This window comes from Idiomarina sp. 29L (assembly GCF_004123135.1).
GTDB lineage: Bacteria > Pseudomonadota > Gammaproteobacteria > Enterobacterales > Alteromonadaceae > Idiomarina.
Genome location: NZ_SDJS01000002.1, coordinates 498,835 through 524,925, shown reverse-complemented (window position 1 = coordinate 524,925; position 26,091 = coordinate 498,835). Strand labels below are relative to the sequence as shown.

Below are 26,091 nucleotides of genomic sequence, written 5' to 3'. Positions count from 1 at the left end.
AAAAATTAACAACTGTTGATTAAGTGTGCTTAGCAAGGAGTGTCGTGCTTACAGGTAAGCAAAAATGACAGAAGGAAAGGTAGACAAGGCGAAAGTCCAGCACCTGGAGACTGAAAATGAACGCCTGAAAAAGGTTGTTGATAGACTCAAGGGGCTGACCCAAAAGTACCGTTCCGCTGAAGTGGTCCAAAAGGCGCTGTTCCGTATTTCGGAACTGGCGGCTTCGGCGCGCGAAATGGATAATTTTTACCGCTCCTTGCATGGCATTATTGGCGAGCTTATGTACGCTCGCAACTTCTATATCTGCCTATACGATGCGAAACAAGAGATTGTCGACTTTGTTTATTTTGTCGATGAAATAGACCAAGACACAATTTTTGAACAGGTTCCTATCGATCAGTTAAGTAAAGGTCTTACTGGCTACGTTTTGCGCAAAGGACAACCGTTGCGTTGCCCCCCAGAAGTGTACAGGCGCCTTATAGAACAAGGCGAAATTGAAGGGTTAGGGGCTGAGCAACAAGACTGGCTAGGTGTCCCCTTAAAGCATGGCAATGCGACTATTGGGATAATGGTGGTTCAAAGCTATAACGAAGATGTTCGATACGACAGTGCGGACGAAGACTTATTGATGTTCGTTTCTCAGCACGTTGTTAACGCGTTGGAGCGTTTGAAGCAGCGCGACTTGATGCAAAGTGAAATTGAGCATCAAACAGCAGAGCTGCGACACGTTAACGAAAGCTTAATGAGCGAAATTACGATTCGAGAGCGTGCAGAGCAACAGACATCGGTATTATTCGCTATCTCTGAATTAACGAATACGTCAGATGATATGGGCGCGTTTTACCGGCAATTGCACCGACAAATTGGCAAGCTCATTCACGCCGATAATTTTTATGTGGCACTGTTGTCTGACGATAAGAAGTTTCTTCACTTTCCCTACCATGTGGATGAAACCGGTAACAAGGCAGAGAAAAGACGGATCGGTAAAGGTTTAACTGAGTACGTTATTAAAAGGCGAGAACCTGCTTTTATTGACTCGAGTACACGGCAACAGTTGCTCAAGAAAAATGAAATTGAACTTGGTTATGGCGGCATGAAGCTCGCAAAGCAGTGGCTGGGTAGTCCGCTGATGATGAACGGGCAAGTGTTTGGCGTTATCGCCGTGCAAACGTATGACGGTGAGTTTCTTTACAAAAGCGATGACTTAGAGCTTCTCAATTTCGTGTCTCAGCATGTTGCTGTGGCGATTGATCGAAAACGATCCGCAGAAGAGATTCAGCGAGTTAACCAGTTTCTTGAAAAGAAAGTGGCGGAGCGCACTGAGGAGCTGGTTTCAGAAATTGAGCGTCGTAAGAAAACTGAGTCGAACCTGTTCCACGCAGCGCATCATGACAATTTGACCGGATTGCCGAACCGAATCTTATTTAATGAGCGATTAAAGCAAGCCGTAGCTCATAAACGCCGCCACCCGGAACATCACTTTGCGGTGTTGTTTGTTGACTTAGATCGCTTTAAAAATATTAATGATACCCTGGGTCACTCTGCCGGCGATGAGTTTTTATTAGAGGTCAGTAAACGCATTGGCGCCTGTGTCAGAGATAACGATATGGTTGCTCGCTTAGGTGGCGATGAGTTTGTCATTTTGCTGGATACTATTACCTCTATTGAGGACGCAAAGGACGTGGCCAAACGTATCATTCAACAAATGAATGAGCCTTTCCAATTAAATGGCCAAGAGCATTATTCCGGCGCCAGTATTGGTATCGCTGAGTGTCTTGAAAAAACCGACTCAGCTGAACGTCTGCTGCGTGACGCCGATGCCGCCATGTATCAGGCGAAGGGCATGGGACGTGGCCGTTACGTCCTGTTTGACGACAGCATGCACGAGTCATTGGTGGACAGCGTGCGTAAAGAAACAGCGTTGCGGCATGCAAAAGTTGAGAAAGATTTCGGTGTCACCTACCAGCCGATTGTGCAGCTTGATAGTGGCGAGATAACTGGCATTGAAGCGCGCATAGAATTGCAAGACCCGCGTTATTCATTTGACAGTAGTGAGTTATTGCCGCTTGCGGAACGCACTGGGCTTATTGTAAAGCTTGATCGTTATGCTTTAAAAACCGCGTGTCAGTGGGTAGCAAACAAAGGACTTCCACAAAATGTTCGGTTGCATGTGAATTTATCGGTGCGCCATTTGCTTAAAACAAGTCATTTGAACGAGCTGGTTAATGTTGTACTGGATAATGGCGTTAAACCGGAGCAAGTGGTTTTAGAGTTTGATGAAACCTCATTAGTTCAGGACGGTCGCCGGGTGCTGGCTAGTCTGAGACGTTTATCTGAATTTGGCTTCACGTTAGCGATAGATAATTTTGGCAGTGGTTCAGGACCGCTTCAGTTCTTATATAACTTCCCGTTTAGTATTTTGAAGCTCGATCATCATTACATTGCCCGCTTGGGTAGTAATTCGCGCGCGCAGGCCATGCTTAAACATATTGTGACGCTGTGCAAAGAGCTGGATATTCAAGTGTACGCCGACGGCCTAGAAACTGAAGGTCAAAAGCACGATGTTGAAGCCCAGGGGGTTGCAGTAGGACAAGGCCGTTTTATCGATACTCACTATGAAATGGAAGTGAAGAGGGACGACGGCAGTAACTTTGTCTGCGCCTAAGATTTCTTCAAAGCATTTTTTAGCATGGCCAGCCCCTGGCTTCTTTGCTCCTCCCGCTCTTCATCCGACTTTTGTTTGCGGTGTTCCCATTCTAAATCGTCCTGTGGTAGTTCCAGCAGGAAGCGACTGGGCTGCGGCTCGAGTTTCTCACCAAACTGACGGCGCTCTTTCGCCATAGTGAAGACTAACTTATGCTGTGCCCGGGTTATGCCCACGTAAGCCAGGCGACGCTCTTCTTCTATGTTATTTTCATCGATACTGCTTTGGTGCGGTAGCAACCCCTCTTCCATGCCCACTAAAAATACGTGCGGAAACTCCAGACCTTTGGAGGCATGTAGTGTCATCAACTGCACTTGCTCAAATTGCTCATCGTCTTCATTGCGGGACATCATATCGCGCAATGACAAGCGGCTGACCACCTGGTCAAGTGACATCGGCTCATGCTCAGCGTCACCTTTTAACATGTCGGACACCCAACGGTGCAACTCATACACATTCTTAATGCGCATTTCGGCTGCTTTGGCGCTGGGGCTTTGTTCAAACAACCAGTCTTCGTAGCCGATATCGCTCAGCAGCTGTCGTACGGCGTCTCCCGCACTTTCCTGGTGATCAGCCTGACGGGCTAGGGTATCTATCATATTCCGGAACACGTCCACATGTTGAAAAACACCGGTGCTGAGCTGCGTTTTTAAATAGGGTGACTGGCAGGCTTCAAATAAGCTGCAACCTAATTCCTGCGACAAACGACCAATGCGCTCCACAGTTTGCGGACCAATGCCACGGCGCGGCGTGTTAATAATACGCAGGAACGCGGTGTCGTCTGTCGGGTTCACCAGTAAGCGCAGGTAAGCCATAATATCTTTTACTTCTGCGCGGGCAAAGAACGACTGGCCACCGGTGATTTTGTAGGGAATGCGGTTGTTCATCAGGGCCTTCTCAAACAAGCGCGACTGATGGTTTCCTCGGTATAAAATGGCAAAATGGTGGTAAGGGGTTTTGCGCAAAAAGCGGTGCTTTACTATTTCTGCCACCACACGTTCGGCTTCATGTTCTTCATTCCGGCCAAAGATAACACTCAGCGGTTCGCCGTATTCCATCTCAGAAAACAGCTTTTTCTCAAAGACGTGTGGGTTATTTTCAATGAGTATGTTGGCTGCTTTCAGAATACGGCCGTGGGACCGGTAATTCTGCTCCAGTTTCACCACTTCCAGTTGCGGAAAGTCCTGTTTTAACAATGCGAGGTTCTTCGGCTGCGCACCGCGCCAGGAGTAAATGGACTGGTCATCGTCGCCCACTACTGTAAAACGAGCACGCTCGCCCACCAGTAATTTAACCAGCTGGTACTGACTGGTGTTGGTGTCCTGATACTCGTCCACCAACAGGTACTGAAACTTTTTCTGCCAGCGCGCGCGGGCGTTTTCATTGGTTGCCAGCAATAAGGTCGGCAGACGAATCAGGTCATCAAAGTCGACTGCATTGCAGGCACTGAGATTATTTTGATACTGCTGATAAACCTGAGCAAAGGCGTTTTCCTGATCGTTCCCGGCTTTCTGCAACGCCTGCTCGGGCGAGAGCATGGCGTTCTTCCAATGACCTATCTGATGTTGACAGGCTTGAATCAGGGCTTTGTCGCCCTCAAATACATCTTCAGTAAGAGCGTTTAGCAGAGCGTAAGTGTCCTGATCGTCAAACAACGAAAAACCGGGCTTGAAGCCCAGGGTGCTGAGTTCGCGCCGGATAATATTCAGCCCCAGAGTATGAAAGGTGCACACGGTTAAACCGCGCAGCTGCGCTTTCGGCAAGGTTTGCGCAATACGCTCTTTCATTTCTTTGGCGGCTTTGTTGGTGAAAGTCACCGCGCCAATTTGGCGTGCCGTGTAAATTTGCTGACGAATAAGGTAGGCAATTTTCTCGGTAATAACCCGGGTTTTACCGCTACCGGCACCGGCGAGCACCAATAAAGGTCCTTGAGTATAATGTACAGCCTGATTCTGGCGATCGTTCAGCATGGGCGCTGTGGAGTTCCTGATTCGTGAAAAAGCCGATAAGAAGCTCGGATTTTACCTGAATCTCCTGCTAAGCTAAACGAATAAGCAACGATTTACACAAAGAGAGACTTATGGACAACAAAACAATAGAGAATATTGCTCGCCAAATTAACGACAGCATGCCAGCCGGCGTTAAAGAACTGGCAGGAAATATGGAACAGCGGGTCAAACAAACCCTGCAGTCACAGCTGTCTAAGCTCGACTTAGTCACCCGCGAAGAGCTAGACGTGCAGCAGCAAATGCTGTTACGCCTGCGCGAGCGCGTTGAACTATTAGAAAAAGAACTGGAAGCGACCAAGAACCAAAACAAGGACTAAGTTAGTCGTATGATCCAATGGATTAGTGGAAAAGTTGTCGAGAATTACCGTTGGAGTTCTGGCGTTTTCAGTTTGAGAGTTGTGGCCGAGCCGTTTGATTTCAAAGCCGGGCAGTTTGTTCGTTTAGGCCTGAATGTGGCTGGCGAACAGCTATTGCGTGCATACTCCTTAGCCAGCGCGCCGGGCGAAGCCATACTGGATTTTGTCATAGCCGAAGTCGAAGACGGTGAGGTCAGCACCAAGCTCGCTAGGCTGCAGCCGGGAGACAGCGTGGACATTACCCAGCCTGCTGGCGGTTTTTTCACACTGGACGAAGTACCCGATGGCGACAGCTTGTGGATGCTTTCCACCGGCACTGGCATTGGTCCGTTCATTTCCATGCTGAAAACCGAAAAGCCTTGGGAACGATTCAAACGTATTAATCTCGTGCATGGCGTTCGTGTTGCAGGAGACCTGGTTTATCAGGGGCAAATAGAGCAGTGGCAACAAGAGTACCCCGGGCAGTTGGGCTATCAGCCGGTGATTACCCGTGAAAATATTCCCGGGGCTCTATCTGCACGTATTCCTGAACTGATCAGCTCCGGGCAGCTAAGCGAAGCACTTGAAACGCCTTTAGATACCAGCGCGCAAGTGATGCTTTGTGGTAATCCTGACATGATAAAAGAGTCACGCGCTGCGTTGGCGGAGCTGGGGCTTGCCAAAAATACCCGGCGTAAACCGGGTAACGTGACGTCCGAAAATTACTGGTAACGAGCGGTTAATCTAAGTCAAACTGCGTTTCGGCTATTTCTTCCAGCTTGTCATAAGGGATGTAACCCGGTGTTACCTGCTGACCAATAATAAGGGTCGGTGTGCCGCGAAAGCCTAAGTCGCGAAATGCCGACATATTTTTGCGAATAATCGCCTCGCTTTCGCCGGATGGTGATAAAAAGACCTCTGTATCCGTGACTTGCGCTACACTTTGCAGTGAGTCAGCGGTATGCATGCCCGACTTTTTCATCATTAGGTTATGAGCTTCAAAGAACGCCTTCGGGTCATTGCGCCACAGGTTCAGTCCATAGAGTGCTGAGTTGGTTTTGAGCCCATCAACCTGCTGTTGGCGTAAAGGCACAAAAATGTTCACGATCTGAATAGACGGGTATTCCTCAACCAGCTTATGCAGGCCGGGCTCTAACTTTTTGCAAAACGGACAGTTGTAGTCGGTAAACACAATGATTTTATGCGGCGAATCTTTGTCACCTAAAATTGGATGTGCAGCAGACTGATACAGCCACTCCTGATGGTTAGCAAAGGCGTTTTTCTGGTCACTTTGCTGTTCTAAAAAGCGCTGTAAGCCTCGGTGAATGTTTGGAATAAGCTCCGGATTGTCACGCAATAACTGTTCGACTTTTTCCAAATCTTCTTCTTGTTGAGGGTTTAAATCTTGCGCAAATACGTTGCTGCTAAAGATAAAAGCAACGATGAAAAATGTTTTATAGATAAAATTCATACAACTTTCCTACTTAAAAAATTAGTTACTTCAAAAAAACTGGTGAAACCAAAGGCGAATAAACAAACCGGGAGGCGTTGTGACCCCCGTTGTCGCCGAAACAATGTCACCGTTTTTAATAATGATGATGGTTGGCGTGGCAGATACCTGCCAGCCATTTGAGACGCGGTTGAGGTTGTCGTTAACAATAGGAAACTCATACCCTTTAGCCTGCGCATAGCGCGTCAGCTTGTCATTGTCGCCAGAGCGTAATGCCACGCTGATTGTCGGGTAGTGGTTGCCAACGTAATCAACCGTAGGCGATACCGCCGGACAGACCGGGCACCAGGTCGCCCAGAAATACAAAACGACCGGGCCGTCCTTACTCATTTCGCGTAAGTTATATTGTTCGCCGTTTATGTCTGTTAATGACGAAAGCTCGGCCGGAACAGATTCCGGCACGTCACTATTGCGAAAGGCATCGACCACGAACGCCACTGCCGAGAACAGCACAATATAAAGCGCTGCGGTTCGTAGCCGTTTTGCCCATGAGGTTCTGGCTTTGCTCTTACTCACGGGCATCCTCCAGCGCGTCCATGACTTTGTCTTTACTGAGCACTACGGGCAGGCTTATGCCGTCCGGAGCGCCGGGTCCATAAACTTTGTTAAAGGGCACACCAAAGGTGTTGTTGGCTTTCAGGTATTGGGTAATGCTCTCGTTGGCTTTGGTCCAGTCGCCACGTAGGCGGGTGACATGCTCCTGACCCAAGGCAGTGAATACCGGGTCTTGCAGTAATACGCCCACTTTATTGGCCTGGCAGGTGATACACCAGTCCGCGGTCACATCGACAAATACGGTTTTTCCATTGGCGACGGCTTCATTAACACGCTCTTGCGTTAACGGTTGCCATTGGTGATCCTGCGGCAGTTTGTTGACCCATCGTTCAGCGGTAAGAATTAACGTGATACCGACAACGGCAGCTAATACTAAAAAGCCACCAATAGATAAAAACAGCACCTTGCGGCCATGCACTTTACCGATAATAATCAATGTCAGAATCGACAAACCGACCGTTAGCGCCAGGAATAACTCGTTGCTGATAAAGTTTTTCAGCAAGGTTGTCAGCCAGACAGAGGTTGCCAGCATCATAATGGCGAAAATGGGTTTCACCCATTGCATCCAGCGACCGGGTTTGGGCAGTAACTTGGCGGTTTTCGGGAACACGGCTATAAGTAACCAGGGCAGCGCCATACCAACTCCAAGAGCGGCAAAAATCAGCAGAATAACCGATGACTCAGCAGCTAATGCAAAGGCCACCGCGGTCCCCAAGAAAGGTGCTGTACAAGGTGTTGCCAGTAAGGTGGCCAGCATGCCTTGCAGGAAGTGCCCTTTGTAGCTGTTATCGCCGGTAGCTGCAGCACTGGTGCTTAAAGAGGGCGGCAATTTAAACTCAAAGGCGCCCATTAAGTTCAGTGCGAATACCCAGGTAGTAGCTACTAATGCAGCAATGAAGTAAGGGTTCTGAAATTGAATACCCCAGCCGACAGAACTACCCGACCAGCGAAGCACCATAAGCCCTAAAGCAATGACCAGAAACGAGCTGATAATGCCCAGTGACGAGGCGAAAAAATGCTGACGCACCACGCGGGGTTGTTGTGCTCCTGAAAGCATCAGGCTTTGAACTTTCAGGCCTAATACCGGCAACACACAGGGCATAATGTTCAAAATAAGCCCACCCGCTAACGCCATAAGTAAAATGGCCCACAGCGGCGGTGTGTTATTAGCAATGGTGCCTGCGGTTAGCTGGATCTTATATTCGGCGGCGAAATTCTCGTCACTGACCGTCGCGGTAAGTTCTGAATCGCTCAAGTCCGGCAACTCAAGCCAGTGACTGACCTCAATATCTGCCGTTAGCGTATTTCCTTCCACCTGAATATCCGGTGATGAAAACTCTGCATCAGCCAGAGCGTCGTCGTTGCTGTGCATAAACAGTTGAGGATCTTGCCAGCCGTTGTCACGCTCTATGGTCAGTTGAACGCGCTGGTTGGCGTCAGACCAAATCGCTTGTTTCACAGCATTGCTGTTGTATTCGCGAGGCACTTTGCCCATCGCCTGGTTAAAGGCAAAGGCGCGATCGCTGTCGACGGTCAATGTGTCTAAATTAATACGCAGATCAATTGGGTAATCTGTTAACACACAAACGGTGGTACAGGACGACATGGTCAGTGTTCCGCTAATGTGCGCCTGTCGAGTATCCGGGCTCAGTTGTATCATTAACGGAAAGGTCAACGACCCCTGATACCCCACGGTATCAATGCCCTGAATGCTGTAGCGTGAAGGAACCGGCCAGTGCCATTCAATGTTTTCAATATTGGATGATTCGGACGCGTCAAAAGTCGGCGGTATGCCGCCCTCGCCCGGTGAACGCCAATAGGTTTTCCAGCCCTCGTCCAACTCAACATGCAGTAGGGCGGGTAGTAGATTCCGTTCAGCTTCATAGTGGCCGGTGAGCTCCAGCTTCACTGACACTGGCGGATGATCGTCATGACTCAGCCAACCGGTAGACGGCGTTTCTGCTAGGCTTTGCGCGCTGTAAAGCAGCAACGCAGCAATAAGCGATAGCAGCCACAACGGTAAAATTTTATTCATACATTACTCCTGAAGTTAGTATTCCAACGATAAGAATCCGTCGGAAGCGCTACTCCAGAAAACAACAAAATACGGCGTGGGGTCGCCTTTTAAAGGAAAAGAAAAAGAGTGGTGGAGCTAACGGCTTGCGAACAGCTGCATTCAACACCAGCGTCAGAAGAATAAAGAAAGACAGTGCCGCGTAAGTTATGTCGGACTGGAACTGCTGCAATAAATGCGCTGTTTTGTCGCAATCGGCTTTGACGCTTTCGTGTTTTGCATCTAAATCCGTATGGCTTCCTGCGAGCTGCTCAGCCGCTGGCGCGCTCTGATGCTTAGGGCAGCCTTCCAGCCAACCAAAGTTTTGCCCCCAACACAGCATAAAAACCAGTAATAGCAGTGGTGCTATATACCGACCTTTTCGACACTGTTGGTTCAGTTGGTGGAACATGGTTTTTGGTGATCCTTTGATTCTCTAATGTTCTATGTGACGATTATGAGCTTCTTTTACTGATGGAGCCAATAGTAAAAATGCTGCATACCCAAGCCATGAAGTAAATAAAACGAGCAGAGCCCACCCTAACTTCATCTCACCTCTGACTTTCTTTGAGAATAAGGTTAAAAGAAAAGGGAGAAAAACCAAACTAAACAGCACAGCTAGAATTAAAAGCTGCCAGACACTTATACCCATTCGTTCAGTCTTTTTAGAGGCTATTTTGTCAAATTGCCGGTCACAATAAAACCGATGTTTCAACACATCATCTAAAGCACGGCATGATAGATATGTAAATCAATCGCCTAGTTTGCGGAGACTTTTCAAATTAGTAGCCTATGCTCTGCAACTTCCGTTAACTGCTTTGTGATGAAAAGAATGAAACCTGATTATTCGTCATCGTCTGGTTTTTCATCACAGTCTGCACAAGGTCTTATTCTAACAACACCCGTTCTCCTGGAAATATGCAGTTGAAACTTGCTGATAAAAGAGTTGATAGTATCTGCGTGTGATAGCTCAGTCACACGAACGGATAAGTCTTCTAATTTTGACTTATCAAGAGGAACGGTATTTAAGTCTTTATCTACCACTTCTACTATATGGATTAAAACCTCATGAGGGTTTGAATTCATAGTTAACTCAATTAGCACGTAGCCACCATTCTCAAAGTTAACTCGATAACGATTTAATATATTTGTATTTACAAGGTCGAATGCTTGGGCTAGCTCGGATACTGACGTGACTGCACTTGTTAAGGAGCTGTTTAAGGTATTTCGCAAGTATTGTTGTGTTACGTTCTTACAATATGCACAATTTGTAAACTCCCAAGCATTTTTTATTACATTAGTTGGTATCGTCGTGGCGGCGGCATTACTTTTTAGAACTTGCAATGAAGCTTTTAGTGAAGATAGTCTGTTATTAACAGCTAGTGGCACTGCAGTTTCTGAAATTGACACAATATAGCGAGTTGGTTTTGAAGGGCTGTTCATAGCCTGTTTACTGACCATAAACGATTTCGCTCGAGTATTCGTCAAATCAATGACAGTGACTTGAAACTGCTGTCCAGACTCAAATGGCTCTATATTCTGTGTTCCCCATTGAGTAACCTTTGTTTCATACCCAGAAGTAACACAGTCATTGCACTCTAAATACTCTTGTTGGGCGGCATGAGCAAAACTTTGTAAGAATAAAAAAAGTAGCCCTGCGTATACAATTCGCATAGATAATTACCAACTAATTGTTAATTAAATGTAGGCTAGCACGCATATTTTACTTGGTCAATGCGCCCATGTGACTGGAGGTTTCTCCTTAATGTGAAGAGGAGCGTGACTGATTTAATATCGGAAATATCGTTCACTGATTAATGAGTTTAACTTACAGACCGAAACCTACTTTCAATATATAGTTATGCCGTTGTTCAGTCACGGAGAGACAGATGGCATTAGCGCGAGTTTATACCCGGGCCTTGATAGGCATTCATGCACCGGAAATTCGGGTTGAGGTTGATCTGGCAAGGGGAATGCCAGGATTTACTATGGTGGGTATGCCGGCTACCACGGTTAAGGAAGCGCGAGATCGGGTCAAAACTGCCTTAATGAACGCGGGCTTTGAATATCCGCCGGCAACACGTATTACGGTGAATTTAGCACCGGCCGATATACCCAAAACCGGTGCTCGGTATGACCTAGCCATAGCGGTGGGTATATTGGCTGCATCAGGGCAAATACCCGACACGATTTTAGAGCAGGCGGAATTTTACGGGGAATTGGCCTTAACCGGTGAACTGCGTGCTGTGAACGGACTCATTCCAGCACTGTTAGCCTGTCGTGAGAAAAAGCGTCAGGCGTTTGTGCCAATTGCTAATCAGCAGGAAGCGGGATTAGTTCGTGAGCAAAAAAGTTGGTTAGCTGCTGACTTGGTCAGTGTGTACGAGCATTTACATGAACATCAGGTGCTTCGAGAATCCAAGCCAATAGACTGGGGGCAGCAGGACTCGGTTAGTGCGGGTGATTTAGCTGATGTGGTCGGGCAAGAGCAGGCAAAACGCGCTTTGTTATTATCCGCTGCGGGCAAGCATCATTTATTGTTCGTTGGGCCGCCGGGTACGGGTAAAACTATGCTAGCGCAACGCTTGAGTGGGCTATTGCCATCATTGACTGAGAAGGAGGCGATGGAAATAGCCGCGGTGAAATCGGTGTGTTTTGACTATCATGGTACGGAGGCATTGACGCAGCGTGAAGTGCGCTCGCCTCATCACACCTGTTCTTCTGCTGCATTGGTCGGAGGGGGCTCTCCACCTAAACCTGGAGAGGTGAGTTTAGCAACTAGAAGTCTTTTGTTTCTTGATGAAGTCAGTGAGTTTTCGCGTCATACCTTAGACTGTTTGCGAGAACCTTTGGAAAGTGGCGAAATAAGTATCAGTCGAGCCGCTTACCAAGTGAGGTTCCCGGCCAACTTCCAACTTGTTTGCGCATTGAACCCTTCCCCCTGTGGTCAGTTCGACGGGTCGTTAGCTAATTGCCGCTCTACACCCGACCAAATTCTCAAATACCTAAATAAGCTGTCGGGTCCGCTGTTGGACCGTATCGACATTCAGGTCATGGTGCCGCGGGAAACTGAATCTATGCATTTGAATGGCGGCACTAAGCGCGGTAGCCAAATGACGACTGCGCAGGCAAAGAGCTTAGTCGAGAAAGCCCGACAGCGCCAATTAAAGCGGCAGGGCTGTTTGAACAGCGAGTTAAAACCCAAAGTATTGAAGCAGATATGCCTTTTGCCGGAGCAAAGCGAAGCGTTTTTAGCAAAAGCGGCTGAGAAGATGAAACTTTCCCACCGAGCCTATCACCGAACCCTTCGTTTAGCCCGAACCATCGCCGACTTAGCTGAAAGCGACACCTTAGAACAACAGCATTTAGCTGAAGCCCTCAACTATCGGGCCCTCGATCGGCTGATTGATCAGGTGCAAAGCTTGTAGCCTGATGCTATTGCATCAGGTGCGATCTACCCGCCGTCATCTATGTGTAAATAATAATCTGTGGTGGAATGTCCGACACCTCACCTGACGTAAAACGTCAGGCTACTGGAGCCACTGCTTAAACAGCTCGATAAAACGCTTGAGCTGCTCCCGGCTAACATCTAAATGACACACCAGACGTAATTTCTGCCCGCCGGGTAATTTAATATCATGCTCTGCCATAAGCTCCCGTAAGCCGTCTGCCGGTAAACTGTCTGGCAAATCAACAAAGGTCATATTAGTGCCGGAATAGCGAATTTTAGCTTCGGTACCTGCTAGCAGCTCCGAAAGTTGTTCAAACAGCCACTTAGCATTGTCGTGGTCGTCCTGAATGCGCTCAAACTGGTGTGTTAACGCGTAATCAATGGCAACAGCGACAAACCCCGCCTGGCGCATACCGCCGCCGACCATTTTGCGCCAGCGACGGGCGCGGGCAATCAGTTCTTTGGAGCCTGCCAGTAACGATCCGACCGGAGCGCCCAAACCTTTCGAACAACACAAAGACACACTGTCAAAAGGCGCAGCCAATTCCGCCATGCTGCGACCACTGGCAATAGCGGCATTCGGTAAGCGAGCGCCGTCTAAGTGCATGGACAAACCGTTCTGATCCGCCAAAATTCGGGCTTCATCAAAATAGGTCTGGTCAATTAACTGACCGGCGTGGGTATTCTCAAATGCTAGTAAACGAGTAATAGGAAAGTGCGGGTCGTCCGGCTTTATACGCTGCTTAATGGTCTCCAACGACAATGTACCATCAATCTCGACCTCAATGGTTTGTGGTACCACACCGCCTAAAACCGCAGCACCGCCGGCTTCATAACGATAAGTGTGATATTCCTGGCCGACAATATACTCTTCGCCGTTTCGACAATGGCTCATAATACCCAGCAAGTTACTTTGCGTACCGGAACTGCACAGCAGGGCATCTTCTTTACCCAGCAATTCAGCGACACGCTTTTCCAGCGCATTAATGGAAGGGTCTTCGCCATAAACATCATCGCCAACATTGGCTTCTGCAATAGCAGCACGCATGGCGGCGCTTGGAAGGGTAACGGTATCACTGCGTAAATCCAGCATAACAGCCTCATCTGGGTATTGGTTATAACAACTATCATCCGGTTCTAAGCTCATGGTTGTTTAGCGAGCTCAGTCAAGGGATAATGCCCCATTATTGAACCAAACACACGACAACAAAGCGACCCAATATGAAAGTTTTTAATACTGTACTGGAAATGGTCGGCAATACGCCAATGGTGAAAGTAACCAACATGGACACCGGCCCGTGCGAGCTGTATTTGAAATTAGAGCTGCAGAATCCGGGCGGCTCTATTAAAGACCGTATTGCTGTGGAAATGATTGAGCAAGCGGAAAAACAAGGCAAATTAAAGCCTGGCGACACCATTATTGAAGCAACAGCGGGAAATACCGGCTTAGGTTTGGCGCTTGTGGCTGCCAGTAAAGGCTATCCGCTGAAAATTGTTATGCCCGATAAAATGAGCCAGGAAAAAGTCAATAACCTTCGTGCAATGGGCGCTGAAGTCGTGCAAACGCGCTCTGACGTGCAAAAAGGCCACCCAGAATATTATCAGGACATGGCAGCACGCATGGCGGAAGAAAACGGTTACTACTATGTGAACCAGTTTGAGAACCCGGCAAACGTTGATGCTCACTATAAAACCACCGGACCTGAAATTTGGCAGCAAATGGATGGCAAGCTAGACGCCTTTGTTTGTGGTGTCGGCTCGGGCGGCACGTTGACAGGCATTGGCCGTTATTTGCGTGAGCAGAACAGTGACGTGGATCTGGTACTGGCTGACCCGGAAGGCTCTATTCTTGAGCCGCTTGTGAACCGCAACGAAGAAGTGGAAGCAGGCAGCTGGCTGGCAGAAGGTATCGGTGAAGACTTTGTACCGAAAATCTGTGACATCAAATTGGCGAACACGGCATTTGCTATATCGGACAAAGAAGGTCTGACAACCGCACGTAAATTACTGGAAAAAGAAGGTGTTATGGTGGGCTCTTCAAGTGGCTACTTAATTGCCGCAGCGCTGCGCTATTGCCAACAACAAACCGAACCAAAGCGCGTTGTGACTTTAGCTTGCGATACGGGTAACCGTTACTTGTCGAAGCTGTTCAACGACGACTGGATGCGTTCTCAGAACCTGCTGTAATGCTTGTTGTAGATTAAGGAACTTGAATCATGGCAAATGAAAAAACAATGAAATTCGCGACGCGCGCCATTCACGGTGGGCAGTCTCCTGAGCCGGTAACAGGCGCCGTTATGCCGCCAATTTTCACCAGCTCAACTTACGCACAGGAAAGCCCGGGCCAGCACAAAGGTTTTGAATATTCACGCTCACATAACCCAACGCGTTTTGCTTGGGAGCGTTCCGTTGCCTCACTAGAAGGTGGTAAGCAGGGTCTGGCTTTCGCGTCAGGCATGGCAGCAACGTCAACTATTTTAGAGCTGCTGGACAGTGGCGACCATGTTGTTGCAATGGATGACCTATACGGCGGTAGCTTCCGCTTATTTGATAAAGTCCGTGGACGCTCTGCTGGTCTGAAATTCTCTTATGTCGACTTAGCAGACTTAAGTGAAGTCGAAGCCAGCATACAGGACAACACCCGCATGATTTGGGTAGAAACGCCAAGTAACCCTATGCTGAAACTGGTCGACATTGAAGCGATTGTGAAGCTGGCGAAGAAAAAGAACCCGGATATTATTGTGGTGGTGGATAACACCTTTGCTACGCCGTTTAACCAGCGTCCGCTGGAAATGGGCGCAGATATGGTCATGCACTCGGCCACCAAATACCTTAACGGGCATTCTGATATGGTTGGTGGTATCGCAGTGGTTGGTGACAATGACGACTTAGTTGAACGCATGCTGTTTTTGCAAAACTCAGTAGGCGCGGTTGCTGGTCCGTTTGACTCATACCTGGCGCTGCGCGGTGTGAAGACGTTGGCATTGCGTATGCGTCACCACAACGAAGCGGCAATGGAATTGGCCAAATGGCTTGAACAACATCCGAAAGTGGAAAAAGTGATTTATCCGGGGCTTGAAAGCCACCCTCAGCACGAGTTGGCTAAAAAGCAAATGCAAGGCTTTGGCGGCATGATTTCTATTTTGCTGAAAGGCGATTTAGAAGCGGCGCGCAAATTCCTGGAGTCGGTAGAAGTGTTCGCCTTGGCGGAAAGCTTGGGCGGTGTCGAGTCGTTAATTGAGCACCCGGCTATTATGACGCATGCTTCGGTACCGAAAGAAAACCGTGAGAAGTTAGGCATTCTGGATAACTTCGTACGTGTATCGGTGGGTATTGAAGATCTGGATGATCTGAAAGCCGATTTAGACAAGGCACTCAACGCATTTTAATCGCCACGAACGATTAAAAATATAACGTTTAATAAATAAAACCGGCCCTACAGCCGGTTTTTTGCTTTTTAATTCAAGAATTTATACAAAATTTTACACTTTCGTCATAATTCAGTAGAGTTATCTCAGCCGAAAAAATGTCGGCAATAAAAAGAAAAAAACGCAAAAAGCGTTACACACATAACGAGAAGGAAAGACTTATGCTATTGAGCCTAATGGTACTCCAGGGACTCGTAGCCGCATTGTTGTTTTACGTATTAGTGGGCCAACATCAGAAGAAGCCTTTGTGGAATTTACTAGCCGTGCTGACCGCCGGTTTCATTCCACCATTAAATTGGGCGCTACTGGTATTGTCGATTGGTGTCAGAATGTGGCGCCGGTCTCCCGATACAGTTGCGGCAGCAAAACTCAGTCACTAACCGGTAAGGCAAGTTAGCAGTATGTCAGACACCACCAACGTACGACCTTTTCATTTAGCCATTCCTGTTAGTTCGTTGGACAATGCCCGAGCGTTTTACGGTGATGTGCTTGGGCTTCCTCAGGGGCGCAGCAGTGACGACTGGATAGACTGGAACTTCTTCGGTCACCAATTTGTCACTCACGTAGCACCCGACGTTGCAGGCTTAAAAAACCACAGCGGCGTTGATGGGCACTCCGTTCCCGTTCCTCACTTTGGCGTGGTACTATTGCGCGACGACTGGGAAGCATTGGCAGAGCGAGTTAAAGCGGCGGGTATCGAGTTCGTTATCGAGCCTTATATTCGCTTTAAAGGCAAGCCCGGCGAGCAGGGTACGATGTTCTTCTACGATTACTGCGGTAATGCGTTGGAATTCAAAACCTTTAACGACGACAGCCAAATCTTCGCAACCTAAACCCTTCAGCGAACGCACTTTCGGAGTTTCAACGTGAGTCAACTTAATACGTTTCAACGTATTCGCGAGCTGCCTCGCGAACAGCAAATTGTTCTGGCACTTTACTTGTGCGAGCGCATGGTACCTAACTACGACTTTTTCCATCACCTCACTGGCTTTGGCGACAGTAAACCGCTGCACGGCTCACTCAATGCGTGTTGGGACTGGGTAGTAAACCCGAAGAAAACCAAAGTGAATTTTGCCCGTTGGCAGGAAAAGGTCGACGAACAAACACCGAGCGAGCACGGACATGACATGTTGGGCGTGTACCCCGCTATGGACGCCTGCACGGCAATAAGCACCTTACTTCAGGGATTGATGGACGATAACGCCGCTAACTTATTAGATGTTGCAAAAATATCGCAGGCGAGTGTGGCGAAATTTATTGAATTAAACGACGCTGAGGACGTGGGTACTGAAAACTTAAAAGAGCACGTCGATAACCACGAGCTGATGGAGTACGAAATCGCCATTCAGCAGGCCATGCTCAATTTTCTGGAGCAACAGCCTGCAGTAAATAGCGCGCTAGTGAAACAGCTAAAAATGATGCTCAGTGACGAGGGCGTGTCTAACCTTGGTCTTGCTTTGGACGCTGAAGAATAGACAACCAGGCGAAAATACCAAACGCGAGAATTTGCCAACTGTCGCCTTTTTTCCACGGTAAATGCTGCTTCATGGTGGCAACGAATACGCCCAGAAGCAGCAGGTGCATAATGACCAAAACCGCCAACAAGACACTTAAAAGCCCTACCGACTGACTACTCAACTCACCGGTTGCACCGCCTAAAATCGCAAATAGGCCCAGCCAGATAAGTGCAAACACGATTTTTCCGGCAATAATAATAACGTTCATTTGATATCCTTTGTCAGTAAACGAAAACACACTTGGCCGTGTGTCTTCTCTTTTAAAAGCTGCCAACCTTGGGGCAGCTTAAGCTCGTATTCTTTTTCAGTTTCCAAATACACCTGGTTGTCCGGCGCCAACCATGAATGCTCATCGAGCAAAGCTATAGCTGACGTAGCGAGCCCCTGACGAAATGGGGGATCAATAAACACAATGTCATAGCGGCTGCTAGTTGGCGTTTTTAACCAGCTGAGTGCACTAGCGGTAACAACTTCCATACCGGTAGCTTGTAACAGTGATACATTGTCATTCAGTTGTTTGCTGACTTTATTTTCAGACTCAACCAATGTGACTTGGGCTGCACCACGCGAGCTTGCTTCAAAGCCCAGACTGCCGCTGCCGGCAAATAAATCCAACACGTTGGCATCGACAATGTCCCACTGTAGCCAGTTAAATAGAGTTTCACGCACTCGGTCCGTTGTAGGACGCAACCCGGGGCTGTCGGCTATGGGCAAGCGCCTGCCGCGCCACTGTCCACCGATGATGCGGTAGTCGCCGGTTGCTGGAATGGGTCGGGTCTTTCCCGCACGTTTTCTGGCCACAATGAGTTCCTTTATTCAGACCGTCGTCAGTTTATAAACAGCGTGGTAAACTAAAGCCATAAGTTTAACGATTCCTGCGTGTCAGTTCCAAGGAAACCTATATGTCGATGTTTTCGCTGTTTAAAAAGAAGCGTGATAAAAAAGAGTCTGAAGAAGAAAAGGTACAAGACGAAGCCGTTGTTGACGAGCAAGAGTCGTCTGACGGTGAGCAGCAAGCCGAGCCGGAAGCGTCCGATGAAGCGCAGCAAACAGAGGGAGAGCCTGAGAAAGAACCAGCAAAAGCTCCCGAAAAAGCGCCTGAAGAACTGCCAAGTGCTGCAGAAGATTGCGCACAAGTGACAGCTGAGTCTCATGCTCAGCAACAACCCGTGCCAGAAGAATCGGCAACAGAAGAGCTGAAAGAAGTCGAGACCCCGAAAGCCGAACCCGTCGACACAAAAACTCAGGAAAAAGGACAGAAGAAAGGTTTTTGGGCGCGCTTAACGCAGGGGTTGCGTAAAACATCCGGCTCTATTGGCTCGGGTCTTATCGGCGTATTCCGCGGTAAGAAAATTGATGATGATCTGTTTGAGGAGCTCGAAACCCAGTTGCTTATGGCTGACTTAGGCGTGGCAACCACCACGAAAATTATCGACAACCTGACACAGCAAGCGGATCGTAAGCAACTGAAAGACGCTGAAGCGCTTTATGAATTGTTGCAAGAACAGCTCGCGGACATTTTAAAGCCTGTCGATAAGCCATTAGAGATTCCGAACTCTGACTCGCCATACGTTATTCTCATGACAGGTGTAAACGGCGTGGGTAAAACCACTACCATTGGTAAGTTAGCAAAACAATTCAAAGCCGAAGGTAAGTCAGTCATGCTGGCAGCCGGTGATACGTTCAGGGCTGCTGCGGTAGAACAATTGCAAGTCTGGGGAGAGCGTAATGACATACCGGTGATTGCCCAGCATACCGGTGCTGACAGTGCTTCCGTTTTGTATGACGCTTTAGAAGCCGCGAAAGCGCGTGGCACAGACGTCCTTATTGCTGATACGGCAGGGCGTTTGCAGAACAAAGCGAACTTAATGGAAGAGCTTAAAAAGTTAGTTCGGGTGATGAAAAAGCTCGATCCGGAAGCGCCGCATGAAGTCATGCTGACACTGGACGCCGGCACAGGACAAAACGCCATTAGCCAGGCCAAATTGTTTACCGAAGCGGTAGGAGTGTCCGGCATTGTCATGACCAAACTCGACGGCACCGCCAAAGGTGGTGTTATATTTGCGGTTGCAGACCAGTTTGCCATTCCTATTCGTTACATTGGTGTCGGCGAAAGTCTGGAAGATTTACGCCCATTTGTAGCGAAAGACTTTATTGCGGCACTATTTGACCGTAATGTAGAGGCATCAGAAACCACAACGGCGAATTAATATGATCCGCTTTGAGCAAGTCAGTAAAACCTATCGGGGAGGTCATCAGGCGTTAAGCCATGTCGATTTCCACGTAAAACCGGGTGAAATGGCGTTCTTAACCGGCCACTCCGGGGCGGGGAAAAGTACCTTGCTGAAGCTCATTAGTTTGATGGAGCGTCCGACTGCGGGACGCGTGCTGATTAACGGCCATGACCTCAGAAACATTAAGCCATCACAAGTGCCTTATGTGCGCCGCGACATAGGCATGATTTTTCAGGATCACCGATTGCTCATGGACAAAACGGTTTTCGATAATGTTGCTTTACCGCTTATTATTGAAGGCTATAGCGTTCAGGAAGCGCGCAAGCGGGTACTGGCAGCACTGGAAAAAGTTGGTTTGGCCGACAAAGTGAAGCATTATCCACAAATGCTGTCCGGCGGTGAACAGCAGCGTGTTGGAATTGCCCGCGCCATTGTCACGAAACCCCCCTTACTGCTGGCCGATGAGCCTACCGGTAACCTGGACCCTAAGCTATCGATGGAAATTATCCGCTTGTTTGAGGAATTCAATAAAGTGGGGGTTGCGGTACTTATAGCAACGCACGACTTAGGCCTGATTGCGCGATTGCGTTACAGAACGCTGACGTTGAAAGACGGACGCATGATCAACGACGGTTTGGAGGATAACGAGCTATGAGTTTGTTATTTCGCAACCGCAGCGTTGAAAAAGGAGCGAGTAATCGCGGACGTTTACCCTGGTGGCGGCGCGCCATTATGGTACCGGTACATCATGTTCAGCAAGCAATTGCCAGCCTCGGTGAGCTGTGGCGTAACCCTTTCGCGTCGTTAATGACCATGGCCGTGCTGGGCTTAAGTTTAACATTGCCGTCGTCGTTATACGTACTGGTGAAAAATACCAGTAGCATTACTGACAGTTGGCAGCAGGCGTCTGAAGTTACGCTGTTTTTGAAAAAAGACCTACAAACTTCGGAAATTGAAACCTTCAAAACTCAGACGAGCCTGTCTGATAAAGTCGAATCTGTACGCTGGATACCCAAGGACGAAGGGCTGGAGCAGTTTAAAGAGCAGTCCGGCTTTGGCGAAACGCTTGATTATTTGACGATAAACCCGTTACCCGATGTTCTCGTGGTGATACCGGCAGACAATTATCGCACGGTAGAGCAGGCTGAAGCGTTGCTGCTTGAGCTCCAGAATAAGCGCGAAGTCGCGCATGCCAAACTGGACATTGAATGGCTAAACCGGTTGCAGGCAATACTGGACTTAATTGAAGACACCTTAGGTGCATTAGCGTTAGTGTTGTGTTTGTCGGTGGTGTTGATTGTCGGTAATACCATTCGCCTTAATATACTCTCGAAACGCGATGAAATTGTCATTATGAAATTGGTGGGGGCAACGAATGCCTTCATTCAACGCCCATTTTTGTATACCGGTGCCTGGTACGGGTTTATAGGTGGAATTTTTGCCTGGCTAGTGACCATTTTATTGATCTGGTGGATTGAAAGTGCCGTATTAAATGTCACAAATTTATACGACAATCAGTTTCAGTTAGATGGTCTGACATTTGGTGAATTAATCGCTATCTGGGTTATCGCAATTGGCCTTGGGCTGGCAGGCTCGTACCTTGCTGTAAGACGTCACATACAAAGCATCGAACCTGAATAAATTAGAGTTGCGAAAGCTATAGTCTTAGTTATACTAATTCTTCTGATCGCCAATGATCTCAACGGAACTTTTAGGGCGGAATAGGGTCTTAGACACTGACGATTAAGCGGTATTTTGTCGGTTTTTTTATTAGAGGTTGTTAAATGAGTACTGAATTAAGCACCATGGCATTATCGGTTCCCCAAGGGGGAGGACTGGACGGTTATATTCAGTCAGTCAACCGTATACCTATGCTAAGCGCTGAAAAAGAGAAAGACTTAGCAACTCGACTTTATGAAGAAGGCGACTTAGATGCAGCGCGTGAGCTCATCATGTCTCATTTACGTTTCGTTGTGCATGTTGCCCGTAGTTATTCTGGGTACGGTTTGCCGCAAGCCGACTTGATTCAGGAAGGCAACATTGGCTTGATGAAAGCTGTTAAGCGCTTCAATCCGTCTGTTGGTGTCCGTTTGGTTTCTTTTGCCGTTCACTGGATCAAAGCAGAAATTCATGAATATGTTTTGCGTAACTGGCGCGTCGTGAAAGTAGCGACCACCAAAGCGCAACGCAAATTATTCTTCAACCTGCGCAAAATGAAAAAGCGTTTGGGTTGGTTCAGCCAGAAAGAGGTTGAAACGGTTGCTGAAGAACTTGGCGTTAGCACCAAAGAAGTATTGGAAATGGAATCACGAATGAGTGCCCATGACCAAGCTTTTGAGTTAAGTTCAGATGACGATGACTCTAAGGAAGGTAGCACTTATTCTCCGGCAATGTATTTGGAAGATAAGCGCTCAGATTTAGCCGCTGAAATTGAAGCAGAAGACTACGAGTCTCATAACCAACAGAAGCTGCTGACAGCGATGAGTGAGCTTGACGAGCGCAGTCAGGACATTGTGCAGTCACGCTGGTTGTCAGAAGACAAAACCACATTACACGATCTGGCCGCGAAGTATGAAGTGTCTGCCGAGCGCGTTCGCCAACTTGAGCAGAACGCTATGAAGAAGCTTCGCGTTGCTATGAGCTAAATGCAGTGCCGCGTTGGTTGCGGCGCCTGCTGCATAGCTCCATCCATTAGTTCACCTATACCCGGCATGCCAAATGGTAAACCGGCCGGGGTTCGTTGTGTTCAACTCGATGAAAATAACTTGTGCCGGCTATTTGGTAAGCCAGAGCGTCCTGCTGTATGTGAAGCTTTTACGGCGGACTACGATATTTGCAAAGACACCCGCGATGAAGCGCTTATTTTGCTGACGTCACTGGAAGAGGCGACATCGAACGACTCGACACAGTGATGAGCTCAGACGCAAAAACCAACTCAATACCTTGCTCTTCCAGCTCCGGTAAATGCTCTTTTAGAAATGCCAGCGTTTCAGGGTAAGGGTGTCCAATGCCGATAGCCGAACCATGCTTCCTTGCGTGTTTTAGGAGCGTTGTGAATTGCTTGGTCAGGTAAGCGTCGTCTGTCTCGTTATCTAAAAAAACGTGTCGACGACTGGATTTAACGCCCAATGATCTAGCGGTCTCTTCGGCCACACTAAACTCTGTCGTGCGGCTATCCAGAAAGAATAACTGTCGAGAGGACAGGGTTTCCATGACGGCGTGCATAGGAATAGACAACTGCGTGAGTTTACTCCCCATATGGTTATTCATACCTTCGACGTAGGGGATGGATTCTAGCGCATCAGTAAGTTGCAGTTTTATTTGCTGTGCACTCATAACCGACGTGATTTCGCCGGGGCCAGACCAGATATTATCGACGGCTTCCATCGGCATGTGCAGCAAAATTTGCTTCTTTTGGTGATGTGCCCGTAGTGCAAACGAGCGAGCATAAGGTGTATAAGGTAGCACCGCGAAAGAGAGCTTACCGGGCAATAGAGCAGCGTCTAGATGACTTTTGTGGTTACCGATGTCGTCAATCACTATGGCTATTTTTGCGGCCTGAGTGCTACTGGCGACAAAAAACGCCAACGCTATTATCACCTGGAGGTATCTCATTAGCGTATCCAGTGACTTGGATTCTGAGGTTTACCCTGGTGACGAATTTCAAAGTACAGAGACGCCTTGTCGCGAGAGCCCGATTGACCCATAAGCGCTATTTCTTCGTCTTTCTTCACTTTTTCGCCAACGGTTCTAAGCAATGCTTGATTATGCCCGTACAGGCTCATGTAATTTTCGCCGTGGTCAACCACAATAACTAACCCAAAACCGCGTAACCAGTCCGCATAAACAATACGGCCATCGGCAATAGAGCGAACCTCTTGTCCATTACTGCCCTCTATAAGCACCCCTTTCCAGTCAACCGGGCCTTCGCGGCGTTGACCAAACACACGACGAACGTTGCCGTCACTGGGCCACTTTAATTGTGATTTAACGGGTTTTAAGCCAACCAGACGAACATCGGCCTGCCGCTCTAATGCGGCTTCAATGGCTGCTAATACTTGCTCTAATTGCTCGCGGCTTTGCTCTAACTGCTTAATTTTAGCTTTATCGCTACGCTGCTCGGCTTGCAGTTTTGCGAGAGTGTCTTCTTGAGCTCTCTGCTGGCTTTCTAACTGTTTCTTTTGTTCAGCTTGCCGTTCACGAAGTGCAACGACATCCGCCTTTTTGCTCGTCAGTTGTGCTTTGAGCTGCTCTATATCGTTTTGGTTCTGTTTTATTTGCTCGATTTCTTCAATACGAGCATCATTCATGTACTGATAGTAAGTCAGCAACCGTTCAAGCTTCGCAGGAGAACCTTGGTTAAGCAGCATCTTAAGAAAATCGTGATCACCATTGATGTAGGCTGAAGTAATTTGTTCTTCCAGCAAAGAAAGCTGCTGTTTCTGCTCCGCCTGTAAGCGCTCTAACTCTTGTTGTGCCTTGTCAATTTCCTTATTAATGCGGCGAAGCTCTGTTGAGGTTTTTTGAATAGCACCGGCGATTTCGGCGGTTTTTAGTTCTAAGCGTCGCAGCTGACTTTCAATATCAGACAGCTCTTCGTCACGGCTCTCAATGGCTTGCAGATGTTTATTTAATTCTGCGTTTAACGCTTCAATTTCAGCCTGAGTGGCCGCTTTGTCCTCTTCACTGTAAGACTGCGCAAACGCCTGGCCGTTAAGTATCAGCCAGGCGATTGACAGCATTAAAGCAAAGGCTTTTATCATGACTTTTTCAGCGTCATTAAGGTTTGTCCGGTCATTTCTTCCGGCTGCTCCATACCCATTAAATGTAAAATGGTGGGTGCTACGTCTGATAAGCGACCGTCGCGAGCCTGCGCGTTTCGGCCCACGTAAATGAAGGGAACCAACTCGTTGGTGTGCGCTGTATGTGCTTGCCCGGTTTCATTGTCGCTCATTTGCTCCGCATTACCGTGGTCAGCGGTAATCAAACACTCTCCACCAACCGCTTCCAGTGCGGAAACAACGCGGCCTACACTGTGATCAACGGCCTCACAGGCTTTAACTGCAGCGTCAAAATTACCGGTGTGACCGACCATGTCACCGTTCGGATAGTTACAAATGATGACATCAAAGGCTTGTGACTCAATGGCGTTGACGAGTTCATCGGTCAGTTGTTCAGAGCTCATCTCTGGCTGCAAGTCGTAGGTTTTAACCTTCGGTGATGGAATTAATACACGCTTTTCACCTTCAAACTCCTCTTCGCGTCCACCGCTGAAGAAGAACGTCACGTGAGCGTATTTCTCGGTTTCAGAAATTCGCAGCTGGGTTTTGCCATGCTTTTCCAACCACTCGCCGAGTACATTATTGAGTTGCTCAGGTGGAAACGCACAGGAGGTTTTCAGAGTATCTGCGTATTCGGTCAGCATGACGAAGTCAGAGGTGTTTGCACGCGGTCCGCGTTCAAAGCCGTCGAAATCTCCATTAATAAAGGCTTGTGTCATTTCGCGTGCGCGATCCGCGCGGAAGTTCATAAAGAAAATAGCGTCGCCGTCTTTGACCGGTGCGGATTGCGCAATAACCGTAGGCTTTACGAATTCGTCAGTTTCGCCGCGTTCGTAAGCGTCTTCCAGTGCATCTAACGCATTGGGACTGGTTGTACCAGAAACTCCGTGGTAAATCGCCTTGTAAGCTTCTTCTATGCGGTCCCAGCGGTTGTCCCTGTCCATTGCGTAAAAGCGGCCGCTGAGCGTAGCGAAACGGCCTTTCCCTAAACGGGCGAATAGGGCCTCAAATCGCTCAATTGTTGTTTTGGCTGACTTTGGTGGCGTGTCGCGACCGTCTAAAAATGCATGCACATAAACGTCGCTAGCGCCTTGTTCGACTGCCATTTCAACCATTGCAATCAAATGATCTTCGTGACTGTGTACGCCACCTGGTGACAGCAGCCCCATAATATGCACCGCGCCGGATGCATCTTTGGCTTTTGCCAATGCATTGCAAAGCACTGGGTTTTTAAAGAAACTGCGATCAGAAATTGCCTGACTAATGCGCGTAAAATCCTGATAGACGATACGGCCTGCACCTAAATTAACGTGGCCGACTTCTGAGTTGCCCATTTGTCCGTCAGGAAGTCCCACTGCGCCGCCCGAGCCATCGACTAAGCAATGTGGATATTGCTCCCAAAGACGGTCCATCACAGGTGTTTGAGCATTTGAAATGGCATTGTCCGGTGCGTCTTCTCGGTATCCCCAACCGTCAAGAATCAATAGAACCAAAGGTTTAATCGTACGACTCAT

At 48.2% G+C, this 26,091-nt stretch carries 26 protein-coding genes; 14 read left to right on the top strand and 12 right to left on the bottom strand.

The genetic code is table 11. From position 1 onward, the window contains the following. Positions 1-64: 64 nt before the first annotated feature. Complete coding sequence (locus tag EST55_RS06190) at positions 65-2,665, top strand: diguanylate cyclase (protein ID WP_129496844.1); 2,601 nt, start codon at positions 65-67, stop codon at positions 2,663-2,665. On the opposite strand, the gene rep is transcribed toward EST55_RS06190, so the two are convergent. Continuing rightward, complete coding sequence (gene rep / locus EST55_RS06185; RefSeq protein ID WP_129496843.1) at positions 2,662-4,674, bottom strand: DNA helicase Rep; 2,013 nt, start codon at positions 4,672-4,674, stop codon at positions 2,662-2,664. The two genes, EST55_RS06190 and rep, sit on opposite strands and share 4 nt — an antisense overlap. Before the next feature lie 110 nt (positions 4,675-4,784). Here rep and EST55_RS06180 point away from each other — a divergent pair, with 110 nt between their 5' ends. Both EST55_RS06180 and EST55_RS06175 read left to right on the top strand, forming a co-directional pair. Beyond that, positions 4,785-5,030 (top strand): accessory factor UbiK family protein, encoded by a 246-nt coding sequence (locus tag EST55_RS06180; protein WP_011233471.1) that lies wholly within the window; start codon positions 4,785-4,787, stop codon positions 5,028-5,030. A 9-nt stretch (positions 5,031-5,039) separates the two neighbouring features. After that, positions 5,040-5,780, top strand: coding sequence for a ferredoxin--NADP reductase (locus EST55_RS06175; protein ID WP_129496842.1), 741 nt, complete (start codon positions 5,040-5,042; stop codon positions 5,778-5,780). 7 nt (positions 5,781-5,787) lie between these two features. On the opposite strand, the gene EST55_RS06170 is transcribed toward EST55_RS06175, so the two are convergent. From EST55_RS06170 to EST55_RS06145, 5 genes are all read right to left on the bottom strand, one after another. Further along, positions 5,788-6,519: a DsbA family protein gene (locus EST55_RS06170; protein ID WP_129496841.1), complete on the bottom strand. Its 732-nt coding sequence runs from the start codon at positions 6,517-6,519 to the stop codon at positions 5,788-5,790. 30 nt (positions 6,520-6,549) lie between these two features. After that, complete coding sequence (locus tag EST55_RS06165) at positions 6,550-7,080, bottom strand: protein disulfide oxidoreductase (RefSeq protein WP_232709843.1); 531 nt, start codon at positions 7,078-7,080, stop codon at positions 6,550-6,552. Then, positions 7,067-9,148 carry a protein-disulfide reductase DsbD domain-containing protein gene (locus EST55_RS06160; RefSeq protein WP_129496840.1) on the bottom strand — a complete coding sequence of 694 codons (2,082 nt, stop codon included), beginning with the start codon at positions 9,146-9,148 and terminating at the stop codon, positions 7,067-7,069. Before EST55_RS06160 ends, EST55_RS06165 begins: the two co-directional genes overlap by 14 nt. A gap of 49 nt (positions 9,149-9,197) precedes the next feature. Further along, on the bottom strand, positions 9,198-9,578 hold the full coding sequence (locus EST55_RS06155; RefSeq protein WP_129496839.1) for a hypothetical protein: 381 nt from the start codon (positions 9,576-9,578) through the stop codon (positions 9,198-9,200). A 431-nt stretch (positions 9,579-10,009) separates the two neighbouring features. Continuing rightward, complete coding sequence (locus tag EST55_RS06145) at positions 10,010-10,840, bottom strand: hypothetical protein (RefSeq protein WP_129496838.1); 831 nt, start codon at positions 10,838-10,840, stop codon at positions 10,010-10,012. A 215-nt stretch (positions 10,841-11,055) separates the two neighbouring features. On the opposite strand from EST55_RS06145, the gene EST55_RS06140 reads away from it, so the two are divergent. Further along, a complete protein-coding gene (locus EST55_RS06140; protein ID WP_129496837.1) occupies positions 11,056-12,594 on the top strand; it encodes a YifB family Mg chelatase-like AAA ATPase in 1,539 nt (512 codons plus the stop codon). A gap of 102 nt (positions 12,595-12,696) precedes the next feature. Here EST55_RS06140 and ltaE read toward each other — a convergent pair whose 3' ends face one another. Then, positions 12,697-13,710: a low-specificity L-threonine aldolase gene (gene ltaE / locus EST55_RS06135; RefSeq protein ID WP_129497017.1), complete on the bottom strand. Its 1,014-nt coding sequence runs from the start codon at positions 13,708-13,710 to the stop codon at positions 12,697-12,699. A gap of 128 nt (positions 13,711-13,838) precedes the next feature. Here ltaE and EST55_RS06130 point away from each other — a divergent pair, with 128 nt between their 5' ends. The 5 genes from EST55_RS06130 (at position 13,839) to EST55_RS06110 (ending at position 17,520) form a co-directional block, all read left to right on the top strand. Further along, a complete protein-coding gene (locus EST55_RS06130; protein WP_126752235.1) occupies positions 13,839-14,804 on the top strand; it encodes a cysteine synthase family protein in 966 nt (321 codons plus the stop codon). Between the two features lie 29 nt (positions 14,805-14,833). Continuing rightward, complete coding sequence (locus EST55_RS06125; protein WP_129496836.1) at positions 14,834-16,006, top strand: cystathionine gamma-synthase; 1,173 nt, start codon at positions 14,834-14,836, stop codon at positions 16,004-16,006. Between the two features lie 200 nt (positions 16,007-16,206). Then, on the top strand, positions 16,207-16,425 hold the full coding sequence (locus EST55_RS06120) for a hypothetical protein (RefSeq protein ID WP_053953218.1): 219 nt from the start codon (positions 16,207-16,209) through the stop codon (positions 16,423-16,425). 21 nt (positions 16,426-16,446) lie between these two features. Further along, entirely contained in the window at positions 16,447-16,878 is a 432-nt protein-coding gene (locus EST55_RS06115; protein WP_088769165.1) for a VOC family protein, read from the top strand. A 33-nt stretch (positions 16,879-16,911) separates the two neighbouring features. After that, complete coding sequence (locus tag EST55_RS06110; RefSeq protein WP_129496835.1) at positions 16,912-17,520, top strand: YjaG family protein; 609 nt, start codon at positions 16,912-16,914, stop codon at positions 17,518-17,520. Here the strand turns inward: EST55_RS06110 and EST55_RS06105 are convergent. Together EST55_RS06105 and rsmD are read right to left on the bottom strand one after the other, a co-directional pair. Next, positions 17,486-17,770 (bottom strand): DUF1145 domain-containing protein, encoded by a 285-nt coding sequence (locus tag EST55_RS06105; protein WP_129496834.1) that lies wholly within the window; start codon positions 17,768-17,770, stop codon positions 17,486-17,488. The two genes, EST55_RS06110 and EST55_RS06105, sit on opposite strands and share 35 nt — an antisense overlap. Then, positions 17,767-18,363, bottom strand: a complete 597-nt coding sequence (rsmD, locus tag EST55_RS06100) for a 16S rRNA (guanine(966)-N(2))-methyltransferase RsmD (RefSeq protein ID WP_240665258.1) — start codon at positions 18,361-18,363, stop codon at positions 17,767-17,769. The genes EST55_RS06105 and rsmD overlap by 4 nt, the downstream gene beginning before the upstream one ends. Positions 18,364-18,464: 101 nt before the next feature. Between rsmD and ftsY the strand changes: the two genes are divergently transcribed. The 5 genes from ftsY (at position 18,465) to EST55_RS06075 (ending at position 22,708) form a co-directional block, all read left to right on the top strand. Next, positions 18,465-19,772 carry a signal recognition particle-docking protein FtsY gene (gene ftsY / locus EST55_RS06095; protein ID WP_129496832.1) on the top strand — a complete coding sequence of 436 codons (1,308 nt, stop codon included), beginning with the start codon at positions 18,465-18,467 and terminating at the stop codon, positions 19,770-19,772. Between the two features lies 1 nt (position 19,773). Next, the gene (gene ftsE / locus EST55_RS06090; RefSeq protein ID WP_129496831.1) at positions 19,774-20,451 is read left to right on the top strand and encodes a cell division ATP-binding protein FtsE; all 678 of its coding nucleotides are present in this window, start codon (positions 19,774-19,776) and stop codon (positions 20,449-20,451) included. Beyond that, positions 20,448-21,437: a permease-like cell division protein FtsX gene (gene ftsX, locus EST55_RS06085; protein WP_129496830.1), complete on the top strand. Its 990-nt coding sequence runs from the start codon at positions 20,448-20,450 to the stop codon at positions 21,435-21,437. Before ftsE ends, ftsX begins: the two co-directional genes overlap by 4 nt. A gap of 143 nt (positions 21,438-21,580) precedes the next feature. Beyond that, positions 21,581-22,441, top strand: a complete 861-nt coding sequence (gene rpoH, locus EST55_RS06080; RefSeq protein ID WP_088769153.1) for an RNA polymerase sigma factor RpoH — start codon at positions 21,581-21,583, stop codon at positions 22,439-22,441. Next, positions 22,442-22,708 (top strand): YkgJ family cysteine cluster protein, encoded by a 267-nt coding sequence (locus tag EST55_RS06075; protein WP_129496829.1) that lies wholly within the window; start codon positions 22,442-22,444, stop codon positions 22,706-22,708. Here EST55_RS06075 and EST55_RS06070 read toward each other — a convergent pair. From EST55_RS06070 to gpmI, 3 genes are read right to left on the bottom strand one after another with little or no spacing between them, the layout of a single operon-like run. After that, positions 22,656-23,411 carry a divergent polysaccharide deacetylase family protein gene (locus EST55_RS06070; RefSeq protein ID WP_129496828.1) on the bottom strand — a complete coding sequence of 252 codons (756 nt, stop codon included), beginning with the start codon at positions 23,409-23,411 and terminating at the stop codon, positions 22,656-22,658. The genes EST55_RS06075 and EST55_RS06070 overlap by 53 nt on opposite strands. Further along, positions 23,411-24,559: a peptidoglycan DD-metalloendopeptidase family protein gene (locus EST55_RS06065; protein ID WP_129496827.1), complete on the bottom strand. Its 1,149-nt coding sequence runs from the start codon at positions 24,557-24,559 to the stop codon at positions 23,411-23,413. The genes EST55_RS06070 and EST55_RS06065 overlap by 1 nt, the downstream gene beginning before the upstream one ends. After that, positions 24,556-26,091 (bottom strand): 2,3-bisphosphoglycerate-independent phosphoglycerate mutase, encoded by a 1,536-nt coding sequence (gene gpmI / locus EST55_RS06060; RefSeq protein WP_129496826.1) that lies wholly within the window; start codon positions 26,089-26,091, stop codon positions 24,556-24,558. Before gpmI ends, EST55_RS06065 begins: the two co-directional genes overlap by 4 nt.